15 protein-coding genes and 1 pseudogene are annotated in these 16,332 nt (G+C 58.6%); 8 read left to right on the forward strand and 8 right to left on the reverse strand.

Features of this window, described 5'->3' with window-relative positions; translation table 11 throughout:
• Positions 1–852: 852 nt before the first annotated feature.
• Complete coding sequence (locus NW818_RS12020) at positions 853–1,608, reverse strand: ankyrin repeat domain-containing protein (protein WP_414424682.1); 756 nt, start codon at positions 1,606–1,608, stop codon at positions 853–855.
• Between the two features lie 241 nt (positions 1,609–1,849).
• On the opposite strand from NW818_RS12020, the gene NW818_RS12025 reads away from it, so the two are divergent.
• A complete protein-coding gene (locus tag NW818_RS12025) occupies positions 1,850–2,443 on the forward strand; it encodes a J domain-containing protein (RefSeq protein WP_011433991.1) in 594 nt (197 codons plus the stop codon).
• Here the strand turns inward: NW818_RS12025 and NW818_RS12030 are convergent.
• Positions 2,440–3,843 (reverse strand): 2-succinylbenzoate--CoA ligase, encoded by a 1,404-nt coding sequence (locus NW818_RS12030; RefSeq protein WP_414424683.1) that lies wholly within the window; start codon positions 3,841–3,843, stop codon positions 2,440–2,442. The two genes, NW818_RS12025 and NW818_RS12030, sit on opposite strands and share 4 nt — an antisense overlap.
• Before the next feature lie 146 nt (positions 3,844–3,989).
• On the opposite strand from NW818_RS12030, the gene petG reads away from it, so the two are divergent.
• The 4 genes from petG to NW818_RS12050 all read left to right on the forward strand — a co-directional run bounded on the left by petG (position 3,990) and on the right by NW818_RS12050 (position 7,134).
• Complete coding sequence (petG, locus tag NW818_RS12035) at positions 3,990–4,103, forward strand: cytochrome b6-f complex subunit V (RefSeq protein ID WP_011433989.1); 114 nt, start codon at positions 3,990–3,992, stop codon at positions 4,101–4,103.
• Positions 4,104–4,166: 63 nt separating this feature from the next.
• Positions 4,167–5,795, forward strand: a complete 1,629-nt coding sequence (locus NW818_RS12040; RefSeq protein WP_414424688.1) for a bifunctional pantoate--beta-alanine ligase/(d)CMP kinase — start codon at positions 4,167–4,169, stop codon at positions 5,793–5,795.
• A gap of 144 nt (positions 5,796–5,939) precedes the next feature.
• Positions 5,940–6,104 (forward strand): hypothetical protein, encoded by a 165-nt coding sequence (locus NW818_RS12045; RefSeq protein ID WP_187147237.1) that lies wholly within the window; start codon positions 5,940–5,942, stop codon positions 6,102–6,104.
• The gene (locus NW818_RS12050) at positions 6,097–7,134 is read left to right on the forward strand and encodes a hemolysin family protein (RefSeq protein WP_414424684.1); all 1,038 of its coding nucleotides are present in this window, start codon (positions 6,097–6,099) and stop codon (positions 7,132–7,134) included. The genes NW818_RS12045 and NW818_RS12050 overlap by 8 nt, the downstream gene beginning before the upstream one ends.
• A gap of 30 nt (positions 7,135–7,164) precedes the next feature.
• Here NW818_RS12050 and NW818_RS12055 read toward each other — a convergent pair whose 3' ends face one another.
• From NW818_RS12055 to NW818_RS12065, 3 genes and pseudogenes are all read right to left on the reverse strand, one after another.
• Positions 7,165–7,488: a hypothetical protein gene (locus tag NW818_RS12055; RefSeq protein ID WP_414424685.1), complete on the reverse strand. Its 324-nt coding sequence runs from the start codon at positions 7,486–7,488 to the stop codon at positions 7,165–7,167.
• 15 nt (positions 7,489–7,503) lie between these two features.
• Positions 7,504–7,773: pseudogene (locus NW818_RS12060) on the reverse strand (DUF4126 family protein); the annotation flags it as partial.
• A 41-nt stretch (positions 7,774–7,814) separates the two neighbouring features.
• On the reverse strand, positions 7,815–9,803 hold the full coding sequence (locus NW818_RS12065; RefSeq protein WP_414424689.1) for an ATP-binding protein: 1,989 nt from the start codon (positions 9,801–9,803) through the stop codon (positions 7,815–7,817).
• Positions 9,804–10,166: 363 nt separating this feature from the next.
• Between NW818_RS12065 and NW818_RS12070 the strand changes: the two genes are divergently transcribed.
• Positions 10,167–11,144, forward strand: coding sequence for a deoxyhypusine synthase family protein (locus tag NW818_RS12070; RefSeq protein ID WP_414424686.1), 978 nt, complete (start codon positions 10,167–10,169; stop codon positions 11,142–11,144).
• A gap of 11 nt (positions 11,145–11,155) precedes the next feature.
• Here NW818_RS12070 and NW818_RS12075 read toward each other — a convergent pair whose 3' ends face one another.
• From NW818_RS12075 to NW818_RS12085, 3 genes are read right to left on the reverse strand one after another with little or no spacing between them, the layout of a single operon-like run.
• Positions 11,156–11,722, reverse strand: a complete 567-nt coding sequence (locus tag NW818_RS12075; protein WP_414424687.1) for an ankyrin repeat domain-containing protein — start codon at positions 11,720–11,722, stop codon at positions 11,156–11,158.
• 4 nt (positions 11,723–11,726) lie between these two features.
• Positions 11,727–12,545, reverse strand: coding sequence for an MBL fold metallo-hydrolase (locus NW818_RS12080; protein ID WP_414331279.1), 819 nt, complete (start codon positions 12,543–12,545; stop codon positions 11,727–11,729).
• Positions 12,542–13,195: an anthranilate synthase component II gene (locus NW818_RS12085; RefSeq protein ID WP_414357317.1), complete on the reverse strand. Its 654-nt coding sequence runs from the start codon at positions 13,193–13,195 to the stop codon at positions 12,542–12,544. Before NW818_RS12085 ends, NW818_RS12080 begins: the two co-directional genes overlap by 4 nt.
• Positions 13,196–13,390: 195 nt before the next feature.
• Here NW818_RS12085 and NW818_RS12090 point away from each other — a divergent pair, with 195 nt between their 5' ends.
• Positions 13,391–15,802 (forward strand): DEAD/DEAH box helicase, encoded by a 2,412-nt coding sequence (locus NW818_RS12090; RefSeq protein ID WP_414406825.1) that lies wholly within the window; start codon positions 13,391–13,393, stop codon positions 15,800–15,802.
• A gap of 40 nt (positions 15,803–15,842) precedes the next feature.
• On the forward strand, positions 15,843–16,202 hold the full coding sequence (locus tag NW818_RS12095; RefSeq protein WP_414331067.1) for a hypothetical protein: 360 nt from the start codon (positions 15,843–15,845) through the stop codon (positions 16,200–16,202).
• The last annotated feature ends 130 nt before the right edge of the window (positions 16,203–16,332 follow it).

A 16,332-nucleotide genomic window follows, 5' to 3' on the forward strand; every position in this document is an offset into this window, starting at 1 on the left:
ATTTCGATTCAAACTGGGACACTGCACCCACACCTAAAGCCTTGAATACAGGGAATCAGAAGGCTCTCCTCAGTAGCCCAAGCGTCTCACCCTAACTTGAAACGACTACTTGAAGCAGTTTTGTCAAGAACATTTCCTCTTACGTTGGCTAGGTATTGCGATTCAATCTCAATAAAGCTATGCTGTTACTCAGTTGAGTGGTGGAGTCATATCCATCAGTCTTCCTCTCTTGTCTTGGATGTGGCAGGGATCCTGTGCTGGCAGAGCTGGCCATCTGCGTCAGCAGGGATCCCTTTTTCTCCTCTCCAAGGCTAAGCAAGGTTCTGTGCTAATGAGAGTCAGAATCAGTTGATAGAGAGATTTTTTGCTTGCTCATGTCAATCTGTGGAGGTGGCAGTGTAAAGGAGCAACAGCGGCTGAGGGTTATGGCTTTGGAAGGGGGCAATCTGGCTTCGGGAACCGGAAGACAAGACCGAATACAAAGATTGCTGCTCTAGTTTCCTTTGCAAACTTGTCAGAAGCTAAGGAAAAAGACCAACCTTTTGGGACAAACTGTCTGTCCTATGTCTTGTTTTGTCGTTCAAAAATTTATGTTGGGCTCAAGAGAAACTCTAGAAAAAAGTTGAATCAGGTGGAAGAATCAGTTAGAATCTAGCTGGCGTTAACGCTAACCGCGACGAAGAGACTGGAGGGAGGAAAGCCTAACAGCCTCTCTCCTTTTTTCTGTAGGGGTTACCCTCACTCTCAAACCCCATCTCATGAGAAGGGAGGAAGACCAAATACCCTATGACTTGAAATAGCAGCATTTTCATTAACTTTTGTTTTACTCTCTATGCCAAACTTGATACTAAGCTAAAGAGTTGCTCCTCGATCTTGTAACCATTGAGCAGCCAGCCTGTGTTGGCGTTTTTGTGCATAGGCTAAGGGGGTATGCCCATCTTCATTGCGAGGGTTTAGTTCGGCTCCATTTTCCAGCAAAAGCTCCAGGATTTCGATGTGTCCTTCCCAAGCAGCCCAGTGCATCGGTGTCGCCCCGAATCGGTTGCGCGCATTGGCATTGGCCCCGTACAAGAGCAAAAAGCGAGCGATGCCCAAATCCCCTCGGGTGGCGGCTTCATGCAGAGGGGTTCGGCCTGTTTCGTCAGTGGCATCCACCGGCGCTCCCTTGGATAGTAGGCGGGCCAGAATGCTTTTTCGACCGGTGGCTGTGGCCCAGTGGAGAACACGACCGGTGTTGGCTCCCTTTTGGATGAGCAGACCGATTACTTCTACCTGATCGGTTAAAGCAGCCTGCTGGAGAGGGGTATAGCCATGGTTATCTGGGAGATCGATATCGCTGCCTGCCCTCAAGAGACGCTCCACCAGCTTGACCTGACCGCTGGCGGCAGCCAAATGGAGAGGGGTGGCACCTGTGGGATCCAAGGCATTGGGAGAAGCGCCATGGGCCAAGAGCAAATCCAACAGTTCCAAATCGCCAAGGAGTGTCGCTTTATGAAGCAAGGTCATTCCCTGAGCATCGACAGCATTTACATCTTCCCCCCGCTGCAAATGGGCCAATAATTGTTTTAGATCTCGATTGGCAAGAGCTTGATGAAGTGCTTCACTCATAACAGATAGAAATAGAAAAGCCAAGTTGCAATGAAGTTGGGCAACAGGAAGGGATCCTCGATAGGCCGGAATGGAGGCTCCAAACAACTTGGGCAAAGTCTAACACTGGATCCCTGCTGCTGAGGGAAGCGGGAGAACCAAGCGCTTGGTGGGATCCCTTGGTCAAGCCGGGGCCGCAGCGATAGACTAGAGCTGGTTTTTGGCCAGGTCTTTTCCCGATCCCTTAGTTGCGCCACCGTTTATGGATTACTACGCGATCCTGAACCTATCTCCTGCAGCGGACATTGAAGAGATTAAACAGGCGTTTCGACGGTTGGCGCGGCAGTTTCACCCTGATGTGGCAGGGGAGGGATCCCGAGAGCGTTTCCAACAAATCCACCAAGCCTACCAAGTGCTGAGCGACCCTGAGCAGCGGCGGCGCTACGATGCACAACGTCAATCTGCACAACGTCAATCTCCACCCAGCTCTCCTGCTGCCGGCGAAAGGCGGGTGGTCATTCGCAGCATAGGCCCCTCATCGGCAGAGCAGCCCAATCCGGAAGGGCTCAAGGAGGGGATTGCCCGCGTCAAGGCAGCCTGGCGGGAGCGGAAGTTGCCCACGGCGGTGGCCCAGGCGGAGGCGCTGCTGAAACGGTTTCCCAACTCCAGCGAGGCCATCCACATCTTGGCGTTGGCCTACCAGCGCTTCGGCAACCATTTGATCTACGAGGGGCGCTATCAGCAGGCGGAAGCCTACTTGAGAAAAGCTTTGGCCACGGAGCCGCACAACCGAGAATTGGCCTTTGAAATCAAGCGAGATTTAGCCCGTCTGGGCATTCGGGAGGGATCCCGCTAACTTGCCTGCGTTGGGATCCCCAACGTCTGAGCTGCCCACTGCCGGAGTTGTTGGCGGTTGACTTTGCCCTGAGGGTTGCGCGGGATCCCCGTACACCACAGCCAGTGCTTGGGGTGCTTGAAGGGACTCAGTTGGCGGCTTAGGTGTTGCTTCAGGTGCATTTCCAGCTCTTTGGGGATCCCCGTTTTGGGGACGACCACCGCCACCACCTGCTGCCCCCATTCGGCATCCGGTAGGCCCAACACGCACACATCTTCCACCCAGCCGCTGGCTCGGATCTCCCCTTCCACTTCCGCAGCCATCACCTTTTCCCCGCCGGTTAGGATTAGGTCATCGGCTCGACCTAACCAATAGAGGGATCCCTGTCGGTCTAGATAGCCCAAATCGCCGGGGGTAAAGCCTTGCTGTTGCCCTTCGCGTAAGCGGTGCGTAGCACTTAGGTGCGGGTAGTAGCCCAGTGCCAGCGACTCTGCCTGAATGTGAATGTAGCCCACAGCATGGCTGGGCAGGGGATCCCCTTTTTCGCTGCGGATCTGGAGCGTGGCGTGGGGCAGAGGCCGACCCAGACTGTCGCTCCCTTGCCAAAAGGCTTCTGGCAGTAACGTACACACCTGGGAGGCGGTCTCGGTCATACCGTAGGTGAGGGCAAGGGGAAGGTGAAGTTGCCGGGCCTGTTGCCGCAAGCTGGGCCAGGTGGGGCCACCGCCGACCAAAATGGCCCGAAATTGGCGCAGGCTCTCCAAAACTCCCGGATGGGCGCTGAGCAACAGCCGTTGCAACTGAGTGGGCACCAGCGATAGAAAGCTCCCCGGCAAAGGGGGATCCCAAGCCTTGGCCTGCTGTTGCCGTTTCCAATCCCAGACAACCCACTGCCCACCGCTCAGCCAGGAGCGGACTGCCTGCATCAAGCCGCTGACGTGGTACAAGGGCAGAAGGCAATAGCTGTGTACAGGCCCGACGGCAAAGTGCTGTTGGTGGGCTTTGGCCGAGGCACTGAGGGTCAGCCAAGAGTGCAGGGCCCATTTCACTTGGCCGCCAGAGCCACCCGTGGGGATGCCGATCAGCGGCCAATGGGAGCTGGGCACAGCTTCCCGCAAATCCCGCAGGCGCAGATTCAAGGGGGCGGGATCCCCTTCCAGTCGGCCCTGGCGCCAGCACCAGCCGGATCCCATATCCGCCAAAGCCTGTCCCCATTCCCGTTCTCCCCAGTGGGGATTACCCAGGAACAGCGGGATCCCCAAGCGTTGGCAGGTCAAAACTGCCGCCCACACCTGCACTGGATGCGAGTCCGCCACCAGCAGGGGAACGGCCTTGTCTGCCAAAGGGCGCAGTTGCTCTTCCAGTTTGGACAGGCACTCCTTCAAGTCTCCGCCATCCCCGGACAAGACAATTGACCTCATGGGCTATGGGTATGCCATCTCAACGGCTTCGCGGATCCCCTGCATTTTATTAGGGGATCCCCCCTCGATTTCCTTGGCAAGGAACGGTGAGGATAGGTTTGGGCTTGGCTTATCATGATCTAGGTTTGAACTGGGAGGTCTGTGTTGTGATCGAGCCGATTTTGTTGGGGATCGTCTTGGGCATGGTGGTGGTCACCTTGGCGGGCTTGTTCGTGGCAGCCTACAGGCAGTATCAACGCAGCAACAAGATCGGCCTGTAGGAGCAGCCTTTGGGGGGGTTGGAGAAAACCCATAGGGGAGAGAGAGATTGAGGTGGCATGGCAATGCACTGGCTGCGCACAGTTGCTGCTTTGCGGGAGCAGGTAGCCGATTGGCGGGGATCCACCATCGGCTTGGTGCCCACGATGGGATCCCTGCACGAGGGGCATCTCAGCTTGATTCGCCGCTGCTGCCAGGAGTGTGACCACACGGTGGTCAGCATTTTCGTCAATCCGCTGCAATTTGGCCCCAACGAAGACTGGGATCGCTATCCCCGCGACGAAGAGGGGGACCGAGCTTTGTGCGAGGCAGCAGGTGTGGATGTGGTCTTTGCCCCTGACCCGCAAGAGATGGGAGCCGACCCCGCAACCGGAAGCGACCGCACCTGGGTCATGCCCCCCGAATCCCTTCTGCAGACCCTCTGCGCCCCCCACCGACCTGGCCACTTTCGCGGTGTAGCCACCATTGTGCTGCAACTGCTGAACCTGGTGCAGCCGCAGCGGGCCTACTTCGGCCAAAAAGACGCCCAGCAACTGGCGATCATTCAGCGTTTGGTTCGGGATCTGCAAATACCCACCACGATTGTTCCCTGCCCCACGGTGCGAGAAGCCGATGGCCTCGCCTGTAGCTCCCGCAACCGCTACCTTTCTGCTGCTGAACGACAGGTGGCTGCCGGGCTGTACCGGGCCTTGCGTCGGGGATATGACCATTGGCAGGCCGGGGATCCCTCAGCAGAAGGGATCCTTGCCGCCGCCCGTGCTGAGCTGGAGCATACCCCAGAGCTGCAACTGCAGTACCTGGAATTGGTGGATCCCCAAACGCTACAGCCGCTGCCGCGGGTGGAAGACAAGGGCCTGCTGGCCATTGCTGCCTATGTGGGGCAGACTCGCCTGATCGACAACCTGCTCCTTTCCCCAGAGCAAGGGGATCCCTCGCCGGAGAGAGTCCAGCATGCGGCACCGCCCTCTTCCGGCACGACCTCTCCCCCGCGTCGCCCGCTGATCGCCATCGACGGCCCGGCTGGAGCCGGAAAATCCACCGTGGCGCGGGCAGTAGCCGCCCAGCTGCAGCTTTTGTACTTGGACACGGGGGCCATGTATCGAGCCATCACCTGGCTGGCACTGCAACGGGGGATCCCTTTGGACGATGCCGAGCAACTCACCCAACTGGCCGCCCAAACCCAGCTCACCCTGCAAAGTGGCACCTCTTCGACAGAGCCGACCCGCATCTGGGCCGATGGCGAAGAAATTACCCAGGCCATTCGCTCTCCGGAAGTGACCCGCTGGGTCTCTCACGTGGCGGCAGTGCCGGGAGTACGCCAGGAGCTGGTGAAGCGGCAACGCAGCATTGGCCGGGATGGCGGTGCTGTCTTGGAGGGGCGGGATATCGGCACCCACGTCTTTCCTGATGCAGAGCTGAAGGTTTTCTTGACCGCTTCTGTTGGGGAGCGGGCGCAGCGTCGGCAACACCAACTCCAAGCTCAAGGGCAAATGGTACCCCTTGAAGAATTGAAGGCGCAAATCGAGCAGCGGGATCGCCGCGACAGCGAACGGCTCATCTCTCCCTTGCGGCCTGCCCCCGATGCCATCTTGATCGACACAGATCACCTGAGCCAATCCGAGGTGCAAGACAAGATTGTCATGTTGTACCGGCAACTTTTGGAGCGATCTGGCCCGGCCCGTTTAGATCAGTAGCTTTGACTCAATCAAGACTAAATCAACGGGACAAGTCAGATTTCCGCATGATTTTCAGGGAGCTGGCCGGTTTGAACAGCTTGATCCCTCTCTCATTTCTCATTAAAGATTTTCGTTGAAGATGCAGTTGATGAGGGGGCACGGATGCCGAGCTATGGGTTGAGTGATGAACTTTGGCAAAACCACCGAGGTGTTGAGGTGCCGGAGGGGATCCCGTTGATGATGGAAATAGGCCGACCCGCTTTTCTCTCGATGAGCCAATGCTACCTGTATCCCGTTCCGCCGTCGCGAACGGAGCGCTATGGTTAATGTCTTTCTCTTGGCCTTTCTGCTGCTTCTCTCAGGAGCTTGCTCTGGCGCCGAAACCGCCATCACGGCCATGGACAACCTGCGCCTGGAATCTCTGATCGAAGAACAAGGGGATCCACAGGGCTTGTATCGACTGGCCCAACAACAGCGCTCGCGGCTGATCACCACCCTGTTGCTGGTGAACAACTTTGTCAACATCGGCATTGCCGCTTTGGCCACAACCCTCTCCATTGAACTGTTGGGAACCCAGATTGGAGCTTTGGCCGCCACCGTGCCCACCACAATTGTGGTGCTCCTCTTTGGAGAAGTAGCCCCAAAGTCCTTGGCGGTGAGCCATCCGCTAGGGGTGTTCCGCTGGGTGGTGCGGCCTGTTCATGTCCTATCGGTGCTGTTGCGCCCTTTTAGCGACGCTTTTGAGTGGGTTGTCAGCAGGCTCTTCAATCTATTGGAATTCTCCCCCCTGACGGCCACCGCTTCTCTCAAGGATTTGGAGCTGCTGATCGATGTGTTGGGGCAGCGGGGGCTGCTGGATTGGCAAAAACGGCGGCTGTTCCGTGGGGCCTTGGCTTTGGACTTGCTGCAGGCGCGGGACGTGGCCAAGCCCAGAGTTAAAATGGAGACAATCTCCCACGACAAAACACTGCAGGATGTGGTGAAGCTCTGTTTGGAAACGGGCTACTCGCGCATCCCCGTGCAGGGAGAATCCAAGGACGAGATCGTCGGCATCATCCACCTCAAGCAAGCCTTGCGCTATCTCGATCAAAAAGGCAATGCCGAAGTGACCCAGGCGATGGCACCGCCTTTTTTTGTGCCGGACACCAAGCGGGTCAGCTTGTTGCTCAAGGAAATGCTGCGCTCTCGCCAACACCTGGGGATTGTGGTGGATGAGTTCGGCGGCACCACCGGCCTGATCACGCTGGAGGACATTTTGGAGGAGCTGGTGGGCGATATTTACGACGAGAGCGACCTCTCCCCCCTGCTGCTGCAGCGGCAGCGGCGACCAGGTGGAGCTTCTACCTCCCCTGGCTGAGAAGCAAGGGGATCATCCCCTCTCTAAGTCCTAGCTGGCTCTGGAGGGATCCGTCTCCGCGGCTGTTGGATTCTCGTGCGCATCGCCGTTGGGAGTGAACTCTATCAAGCCAGCATCGACAGGGTAGCGGGCCACAAAAAAGATCCAGAAGCTGTGGATCCCCAACCCCAAAGCCCACCAGCCCAACAGGGGCACCAGCCACGGCCAATCCGCGCGGTACAGTTGCTGAAAAAACACCAGCCCAGACCCGCTACAGAGGAAAACAGACAGGTGGGCGGCATAGGTATAGCGATCATCCAGCTTGCGAAATTCGGGATCCCGACGGGAGGGCTTCCGGGGCCAGCGAGGCGGCATGGCAAAACCATCCAGTTAAAACCTTCTCCAGTGTAGAACAGCCGTCGGCGGGGATCCCTGAGACTTGGGAGCGGCATTTCTGCTGCGGAACCCCAGTTTCAACGCCCGTTTGCCCAGCCAGTACACCAGCAAACCCATCAGCAGCACTGCCAGCCAAGGGGCCAGCACCGCCACCACCGCCAGCAGCAGAGAAGTGACGTTTTCGCCGGTGGCCAACAGCGGGTTGCCCAGCCCCCCTGTGGTGGTGGTAGAGGTCACCAGTGTGGCACAAAAATGCGAAACTGAGGCCCAACCCCCAAAAAATGGCCGGTATGCCCTTCATATCCTCAGCGTTGATGGGAGTGCTCCCGCCAAGCGCAACTGGGGGGATCCGTCTCGGCTGGCTGAACCTCGAACTCCAGCGGTCCCTCTTCAGTGTACAGGTGCAGGTCGAACCAGAAGGTGGATCCCTGTTCTAGCTTGCTCTCCAGGCAGATGCGGGTTCGATGTTTCTCCAGGATGTTGCGCACGATGGCCAACCCCAGGCCGGTGCCCTCTAGGGTGTGGACCCGGTTCTCGACACGGAAAAAGCGGTCGAAAATCCGCTCCTGATCTTCTGGGGCAATGCCAATGCCTGTATCGGCCACCGCCACCCGCACTGCCTGCGGGGATCCATCCGCCTGAACCACCAGGTGGGCATGTACCGTCACCAGGCCCCCTGAGGGGGTGAACTTGAGGGCATTGCCCAGGAGATTGGTCATCACCTGCAGCAGCAGATCGTAGTTGCCCCAGACCAGCGGCAGATCCGGATCGACGAACTTGCGCAGCTGGATCCCTTTGTCGCGGGCCTGCAGTTGGTGGGTGCGCAAAGTCTGCTCGATCACTGCCGCGATGTCGACACCTTCAAAGTGGTACTGCTTGCCCGATTCCAGACGAGACAAATCCAAAACATCGTTGACCAGGCGGGTGAGGCGATCGGTTTCGCGGTTGGCAATTTCCAGGTAGTCCAGCCGCTCCGCCGAGGACATCTGCTCGCCGTACTCGTAGAGGGTCTCGATAAAAGACTTGATGCTGAAGAGGGGGGTGCGCAGCTCGTGGCTGATGTTGCTGATGAATTGAGCCTTGGCTTCGTTGAGCTCTGCCTCGCGGGTGATGTCCTGCACCGTCATCACGATCCCCTTGAGATTTTGCCGCCGCGGATCCGACACCGGTGAAAGCAGAATGCGAATGACGCGCTTGGTGGGGCCGGTGAGGTTGACGCGAACTTCCTCTGCCTCTTGATCCCCGCGGGCAATTTGCATCAGGGGGCGGGCCAGTTGCTGCTGCAGATCCTCCGGCAACAGCTCCGGCAGGGGTTTGCCCAAAACGGGATCCCCTTCCCAGCCAAACATGCGGGAGGCGGCAGGGTTGAGCAGCAGCACCCGCAACTCGGCATCCAGCAAAATGGCAGCATCGACGATGGAGAAGACCAAGGTCTCCAACTTGGCTTTGGCGGCAGCCAGTTCCTCGATGTTTTGCTCTTCGTAGCTTTGCAGCCGCTCCGCCATCTCGTTAAAGCTGTCGATGAGCTGGGCCAGCTCTCCCCCGAAGGGCAGGTCGATGCGCTGCTTGAAGTTACCTTTGGTGATCTCCTGGACGCCCTTGACCAGCTCTTTGATGGGGTAGGTGATGGTGAGGGCATTGACCACCGATCCCAGGATGGCCAAGACCCACACCGCCAAAAACACCCCGATCGAGACCTCCCGCGCCAATTGTGTGGAGCGCACCAGGGCGGGATTGGGATTGATGCCCAAGCCGAGGGTGCCCAAAAAGCGGCCCTGATGGTAGATGCCGACGAAAATATCCGTCACCCGCCCGGCAGGAGTGAGGTGGGTGCGCACCAGCGGTTGGCCCTCAGCAGGGGGGCGATTGTCCGGCAGTTGCATGCGACGGGTAAGGCTGAGGGAGGTTTTCACCTCCTGATTGGAGAACGGGATCCCGTAGTAGATGTTTCCTTCGGGATCGGCATAGAGCAGATAGCGGATGCTGCTGGTGCTCTCAAAGTACTGGCGGGACAGTTGCGCCACTTCGCCAATGCGATCTTCCGCAATCAGGGGGGCGACATTGGCGGCCAAGAGCAGCCCCAGATCTCGGCCAAAGCGGGCTTCGTTGAAGCGAGCATCCTGCTGCACGGTGCTGACGGCCCAGAAGGTGAAACTGCTCACCACCAAGGAGACCACCAGCGTGGCCACAAAGAGCAGCTGGGTCTCCAGGCGCAGCTTTTGTTTCCAGCGCGCCCACCAGCGCCGCAGGGATCCCATAGAGATCCCGGTCGTTGTTGGCACTGACATGTCCACAGCGCCAGGCAATGGCTCGGCAGGAGAAGAAGCCAGCTCAGGAGATTGGACTTCGGCAATGGGCTCGGCTGGCTCGACGGTGCTGACAGGAGGCATGAACCCAACGGGAACAGATAGCGTGAACGGATATAGGGCGGTGATTCGCCACCATTCTGACATGGGCAGGCGATCCCTTTGTCTCAGCCAAGGCCGGGTGAGAACCGGTATGGGATCCCGGCTTCGCAACGCAACCTGCTCCAGCCGACCTGCAGGGGAATGGTTGCCAATACCGATAAAGGTATCCCCAAGCAAAGCTTGTCAGCGCCCCTAAAGTTGATAGACTAGAAAATCGTGCTTCACCAGGTCAGAGTGACCGGAAAAATCGTGACCAACAGCCCCGTCAGCCAATTTATCCAACATCATTTTCGCCACTTCAACGCAGCCGCGCTGCTGGATGCAGCCAAAGGTTATTGTGCTCACCTGGAAAAGGGCGGCAAGATGATGGTGACCTTGGCCGGTGCCATGAGCACAGCAGAGCTGGGCCTTTCCCTAGCTGAGATGATCCGGCAGGGTAAGGTTCACGCCATCTCCTGCACCGGCGCCAACCTAGAAGAGGACATCTTTAACCTCATCGCCCATGAGTTCTACGAGCGGGTGCCCCACTACCGCGATCTTAGCCCGCAGCAGGAGCAGGAGCTGCTGGAGCGGCACCTGAACCGGGTAACCGATACCTGCATTCCCGAAGAGGAGGCGATGCGGCGCCTAGAAAAAGCCCTCTTGGAAGAGTGGATGGCTGCCGACCAGGCCGGGGAACACTACTTCCCGCACGAGTTTATCTACCGCATCCTGCGCAGCGGCCGGCTGGAGCCCTACTATCAAATTAATCCCCGGGATTCTTGGGTTTACGCCGCTATGGAGGCCAACTTGCCCATCTATGTGCCGGGATGGGAGGACTCCACCACCGGCAACATGTATGCCGCCCACTGCATCACGGGTGAGATCCGCAATGTGCATACCGTCCGCACAGGGATCGAGTACATGATCCACCTGGCGGACTGGTACACGCACACCTCGGCGGAGTGCTCCATTGGCTTCTTTCAAATTGGCGGCGGCATTGCTGGGGATTTCCCCATTTGTGTGGTGCCCATGCTCCATCAAGATCTGGGTCGCCAGGGCGTGCCCATGTGGGGCTATTTCTGCCAGATCAGCGACTCCACCACCAGCTACGGCTCCTATTCGGGAGCAGTGCCCAATGAGAAGATCACCTGGGGCAAGCTGGCTGTCGATACCCCCAAGTTTGTCATCGAGTCGGATGCCACCATTGTGGCACCTTTGATCTTTGCCTGGGTGCTGGGGTGGTGAGAGAAGCGGAATCAATCCATATGCCCGTCAGCGGATGCCGAGCGGGGCCAGCGGGACAACAGGGTTGCAGCTTCCCAGCGGCGCAGATCCTGGGCGATGCGCAGGGGCGTGAGGCCGTAGCCGTCCGGCTCGTCGATCTCGGAGCCATGTTCCAGCAGCAGCCGAACGACCTCGGGGTTGCCGGACCAAGCGGCAAAATGCAGGGGAAGGCCACCGGCGCCAAAACGAGCGTTCACCTCGGCCCCTCCCTGGAGCAGGGCTTTCGTAACCTCAGGGTTGCCCAGGCGAGCCGCTTGGTGCAGTGGGCTAGCTCCCCCATGGTCTAGTTGATTGGGATCTGCCCCCGCTGCCAGCAAAAGACGGGCGTTGAGGCCGCTTTCTACGAAAAACAGGGCTGTCTTGCCCCGCTCATCGACAGCGTTGGCGTCTTTCCCCAGCCAGAGAGCCAGTTGCAGCCGCAGCGGGTTGGCTTGGGCCAAGGCTTGTGGATCTTCTGGTAGGGAGTATCCATAGAATCCCAGACCCCCCACTAGCAGGGATCCCAGTCCGACAGCGATTTTTAGGACCTGACCTCGCATAGCCCTATTCCTCAAAGAAAAGGATGGCGAGCCCCTGCCTGGGCAGAGCCTGGGCCGAGAGCAGCAACGGGTTGCTGAGGGCAGGTTGCGGGGCAGCAGCGGGGAAGAGACGCAAAAACTCCTGCAGCGGCAGCAGCTCGCATTGGGATTCCTCGGCGGCGGCCGTGCGATACATGGTGGGGATGACCAGCTTGGGCTGCAGCGCCTCAATGGCCGCCTTGGCCCCGGCAGGATCGTAATTTTTCGGCCCACCCCCCACTGGCACCAGCAACAGGTCGGGACGAGCAAGCAGGATGGACTGCTCCCGCGTAATTGGCTGCAGCGCCCCTCCCAAATGGACAATGTCGATCCCAGCCATGCGCCAGCGCCAACCCACGTTTACGCCAAAGCGAGGGCCACGGGGCATGCGTACTCCTTGCACCCGGATCCCGTCAATCAGATAGTCTCCCGGCTGAAACAGCACCTTGGGGTTGCCGGGCACCACATCCAAAGCACCCTCATCCAACAAGCGGCTGCTGAGCAACACCAGATCGGCAGCAACTCGTGGGGCAGGATAGCCAGCCGTACAGCCCGCCGGCCGAAACGGGTTGACCAGAAACCGTCGGCCCTCCCCCTCGAACAAAACACAACTGTGGTGCAGCCAAGTCAGTTGCAGCCCCTGCGAGCTGGAGCCGGGAGTGAACTCTATAGACCCTGGGGTTGTTGGCGTTTCCGAACCTTGTGCCGGCGCTGTCTGAGCGCCCGCTTTGCGCCCTCTGGCCAGGTTCACGGCCATCGATCCCAGCAGCCCAGCGCTGGCTTGCAGAAGCTGGCGACGCTTCATGGAGTGGGGATCCCTGATGTAACAACGGCAACGGTTTCCTGAGGTTTCTGCGAAACATTGGGCTGAGCAGCAGTTGAGGCTTTGGCGCTGCGCAGGAAGTTGCTCAACAAGCGCTTGCCCTCTGCAGTCAAGATGCTCTCCGGGTGGAACTGCACGCCCTGAACATGGGGATAGCGGCGGTGGCGTACCCCCATGATGATCCCATCGCTGGTTTGAGCCGTCACCTCCAGCTCGTCAGGACACGTAGAAGGCTCGATCACCAAGCTGTGGTAGCGGGTGGCCGTGAAAGGCTGGCTCAACCCCTCAAACACCCCCACCCCTCGATGGTAAATGAGCGAGGTTTTGCCATGCATCAGCTCAGGTGCGCGCACGATCTGACCACCATAGACCTGGCCAATGCACTGGTGCCCCAGACAAACCCCCAAAATCGGCAGCTCTGGCCCCAGCTCCCGAATCAACTCCAGGGAGATCCCGGCATCTTCCGGCCGCCCTGGCCCAGGAGAGATAACTACAGCTTGCGGCTGCATTCGGCGCAGGTCGTCAACGGAGAGCTGGTCATTGCGAAAAACCTGAAGCTGAGCTCCCAACTCCCCCAGGTACTGCACCAAGTTGTAGGTAAAGCTGTCGTAGTTGTCGATGACGACCAGCACGATAGCATCCGGCAACGGCACCCCATTTTAGCACTTGCTTGAGCTGCTGTTCTTGATCCAAAGAAGCAGAGTAACTGGCGCTTTTTGCAGGGGAGCAGTCGACGCCCCAAGAAAGCTTGTATCCTAGAAGGTACAACCCACAGGAAGCAGTGAATTGGGCGGGTTTCCAGGTTTCCCAATGTTGATTTGGATCCCATGAGTGCGCTTCTCTCCCCGGCAACCGATTTGCTGGACGAGTTGCGGCAGCTTTTCCCCTTCGAGCTGGACGACTTTCAGATCCGAGCCATTCAGGTTCTGGCTGCTGGGGAATCGGTGGTGGTCTGTGCTCCCACGGGATCCGGCAAGACCCTGATCGGAGAGTATGCCATCTATCGGGCCCTATCCCAGGGCAAGCGGGTTTTCTATACAACGCCCCTGAAGGCCCTCTCCAACCAAAAGTTCCGGGATTTTGGCCAGCAATTCGGCCCAGAACAGGTTGGCCTGCTCACCGGCGACATCTCCATCAACCGGGAGGCGCCGATCTTGGTGATGACCACCGAGATCTTCCGCAACATGCTCTATGGCACGCCGCTCTCTCTGGCCGTTCAGAGAGGAGCCTCCGGCGATGGGATGGAACCTTGGGAGGAGGCGGAGGCCCTGAGTCGGGATCCCTTGCGAGAGGTGCAGGCGGTGATCCTGGACGAATGCCATTACATGAACGACCAGCAGCGGGGCACCGTCTGGGAAGAAGCAATCATCTACTGCCCCCCCACGATCCAGCTCATTGCCCTTTCTGCCACCCTGGCCAACAGCGACCAGCTCACCGATTGGATGAACCAGGTGCATGGCCCCACCCATCTGATCGACTCCAACCACCGCCCGGTGCCGCTGCAATTTCACTTTGCCAATCGCAAAGGGCTGTTCCCCCTGCTGGAGCAAACCGAGTCCGGCCAGTGGGTTTGCAATCGCCGCCTGAAAAGCAAACTCCCCAAGTCAGGTCAGTCTCCCTATGGGGGGGTGCCGGATATGGTGCAGGTGGTGGAAAACTTGCGCCAGCGGGACATGCTGCCGGCCATCTATTTCATCTTCAGTCGCAAAGGCTGTGATATGGCCGTGGCCAGCGTAAGGGATCTGGACTTGGTAGCCAGCGAGGAAGAACGGCAGCAGTTGGCCGAGCAGATCGACCGCTTTTGTCGAGAAACGCCCGAAGCTGTCCGCCGAGATCAGTTGGATGCCCTTTACCGGGGTATTGCCGCTCACCATGCCGGCATGTTGCCTGCCTGGAAGGGACTGGTGGAGCATCTGTTTCAGCAGGGGCTAGTGAAGCTGGTCTTCGCCACTGAGACTTTGGCCGCCGGGATCAACATGCCCGCCCGCACAACTGTCATCTCCTCCCTTTCTAAGCGCACCGACAACGGCCACCGCCTCTTGACCGCTTCCGAGTTCATGCAAATGTCGGGCCGAGCCGGACGGCGGGGCAAGGACATCATCGGCCATGTGGTGACGGTGCAATCCCCGTTTGAGGGGGCCCAAGAAGCTGCGCGGCTGGCCACCTCTGGAGCGGATCCCTTGGTGAGCCAGTTTACCCCCACCTATGGCATGGTGCTGAACCTGCTGCAAAAGCACTCTTTGGAAGCAGCACGGGATCTGATCAACCGCAGCTTCGGCCAGTATTTGCTCTCGTTGCAAAAGTTGCCCGAACAACAGGAGATCCTGCACACGCGCGCCGAGCTGGAGGAGATCGACCGTCTCTTGGGAGGCATTGCCGACGAAGATATCGCCCGCTATGAGAAGATGCAGGCGCAACGGCGGGAAGAACGACGCATTTTGCGCTACTTGCTCAAACAACGGGAAGCTGAGCCGGATCCCACCTTGCGGCTGTTGGCCTTTCCCCACATTCATGCCCAAGAGGAAAAAATCCGTGCCCTAGAAGCTCAAATCCGAGAGAACCCCGCTCACCAAGTGGGGAAAAAATTGCTGGGTTTGCGAGAAAAACGCCAGCGCTTGCTCAAGCGCCTCGAGCACCTGGAGCGGCAGAGCGATTCCGTGCAGGAGTTGCGCTGGCAGCAATTTATGGCCTTGGTGGGGGTGTTGCAGGATTTCAACTGTCTGCAAGAGTATCAACCTACCGATAGCGGAGAGGTGGTGGCCGCGCTGCGGGGGGATAACGAGCTCTGGCTGGCGCTGGCTCTGCTCTCGGGTGAGTGTCAGGGCTGTGCTCCCCATCATTTGGCCGGAGTTGTGGCTGCCTTGGTCTCAGAGGCTCCCCGTTCAGGTACCTACAGCCGGCTGCGCACCTCGGGGCTGGTGGAGGATGTGCTGCACGGATTGCGGGGTTTACGGCGGCAGCTGTTCCGCAGCCAACGGCAACACCAGGTGTTTCATGTGCCGATCGGGTTTGAGCCCAGCTTGGCTGGGATCGTCGAACATTGGGCGCAAGGGATCCCTTGGGAAACCCTAGAAGCCAGCACCAACCTAGATGCCGGAGACTTGGTGCGCCTGATCCGCCGCACGCTGGATTTGCTTTCTCAGATCCCTTATGTACCCCATCTGCCGGCAGAGTTACGGGAAAATGCCCGTCAAGCCCAAAAAATGCTGGATCGCTTCCCGGTGAGCGAGTTGATCTAGCGAGCTCAGACCGTTTGCTGTTCAGTGAGGTTGCAGCTCTATGATGCCCGCCGGTGAACCCACCCTCAGGGATGTGTTGAGTGTTATTGAAGAGATCCGGCAAGATGTGGAAGAGATCCGACAGGATGTGGAAGGACTCCGGCAGGATGTTTCCAGAACCAACGAGCGGCTAGAAGCCCTGGCAGCCGATCAAGCAAAGCGCTGGGCCGAGCAGGAAAGACGTTGGGCTGAGCAGGAGAGACGTTGGGCCGAGCAGGGGATAGAAAACCGGGTGATCCTAGAACGAATTGACACCTATCAAAAGGCTAGCGCCCAAGTGGTTAACCTGGCTTTTGCCTTGATTGGAGCTGCCACTGTAGCTCTTGTCGGCATCGTCCTACGGTTGGCCGTTAGTCTATAGTCAGCTAGTTCGGCAAAAACTTCGGCAGGCAGGATGGCCTTGCTTCTCTATTCGGCAACTGGTACGGCTTGTCCTTGAGTTTGGCATTCCGAATGGCCATCTGTAAACTACCCGGCCCTGACTGCTTCGC

Origin of the sequence: Synechococcus sp. R6-5, assembly GCF_047461775.1 — a bacterium.
Taxonomy (GTDB): Bacteria; Cyanobacteriota; Cyanobacteriia; order Thermostichales; family Thermostichaceae; genus Thermostichus.

Bases quoted from the DNA above. Each gene is read 5' to 3' on its own strand.
- NW818_RS12020 (WP_414424682.1), bottom strand. From the start codon at position 1,608: ATGAGTGAAGCACTTCATCAAGCTCTTGCCAATCGAGATCTAAAACAA.
- NW818_RS12025 (WP_011433991.1), top strand. From the start codon at position 1,850: ATGGATTACTACGCGATCCTGAACCTATCTCCTGCAGCGGACATTGAA.
- NW818_RS12030 (WP_414424683.1), bottom strand. From the start codon at position 3,843: ATGAGGTCAATTGTCTTGTCCGGGGATGGCGGAGACTTGAAGGAGTGC.
- NW818_RS12040 (WP_414424688.1), top strand. From the start codon at position 4,167: ATGCACTGGCTGCGCACAGTTGCTGCTTTGCGGGAGCAGGTAGCCGAT.
- NW818_RS12045 (WP_187147237.1), top strand. From the start codon at position 5,940: ATGCCGAGCTATGGGTTGAGTGATGAACTTTGGCAAAACCACCGAGGT.
- NW818_RS12050 (WP_414424684.1), top strand. From the start codon at position 6,097: ATGGTTAATGTCTTTCTCTTGGCCTTTCTGCTGCTTCTCTCAGGAGCT.
- NW818_RS12055 (WP_414424685.1), bottom strand. From the start codon at position 7,488: ATGCCGCCTCGCTGGCCCCGGAAGCCCTCCCGTCGGGATCCCGAATTT.
- NW818_RS12075 (WP_414424687.1), bottom strand. From the start codon at position 11,722: ATGCGAGGTCAGGTCCTAAAAATCGCTGTCGGACTGGGATCCCTGCTA.
- NW818_RS12080 (WP_414331279.1), bottom strand. From the start codon at position 12,545: ATGAAGCGTCGCCAGCTTCTGCAAGCCAGCGCTGGGCTGCTGGGATCG.
- NW818_RS12090 (WP_414406825.1), top strand. From the start codon at position 13,391: ATGAGTGCGCTTCTCTCCCCGGCAACCGATTTGCTGGACGAGTTGCGG.
- NW818_RS12095 (WP_414331067.1), top strand. From the start codon at position 15,843: ATGATGCCCGCCGGTGAACCCACCCTCAGGGATGTGTTGAGTGTTATT.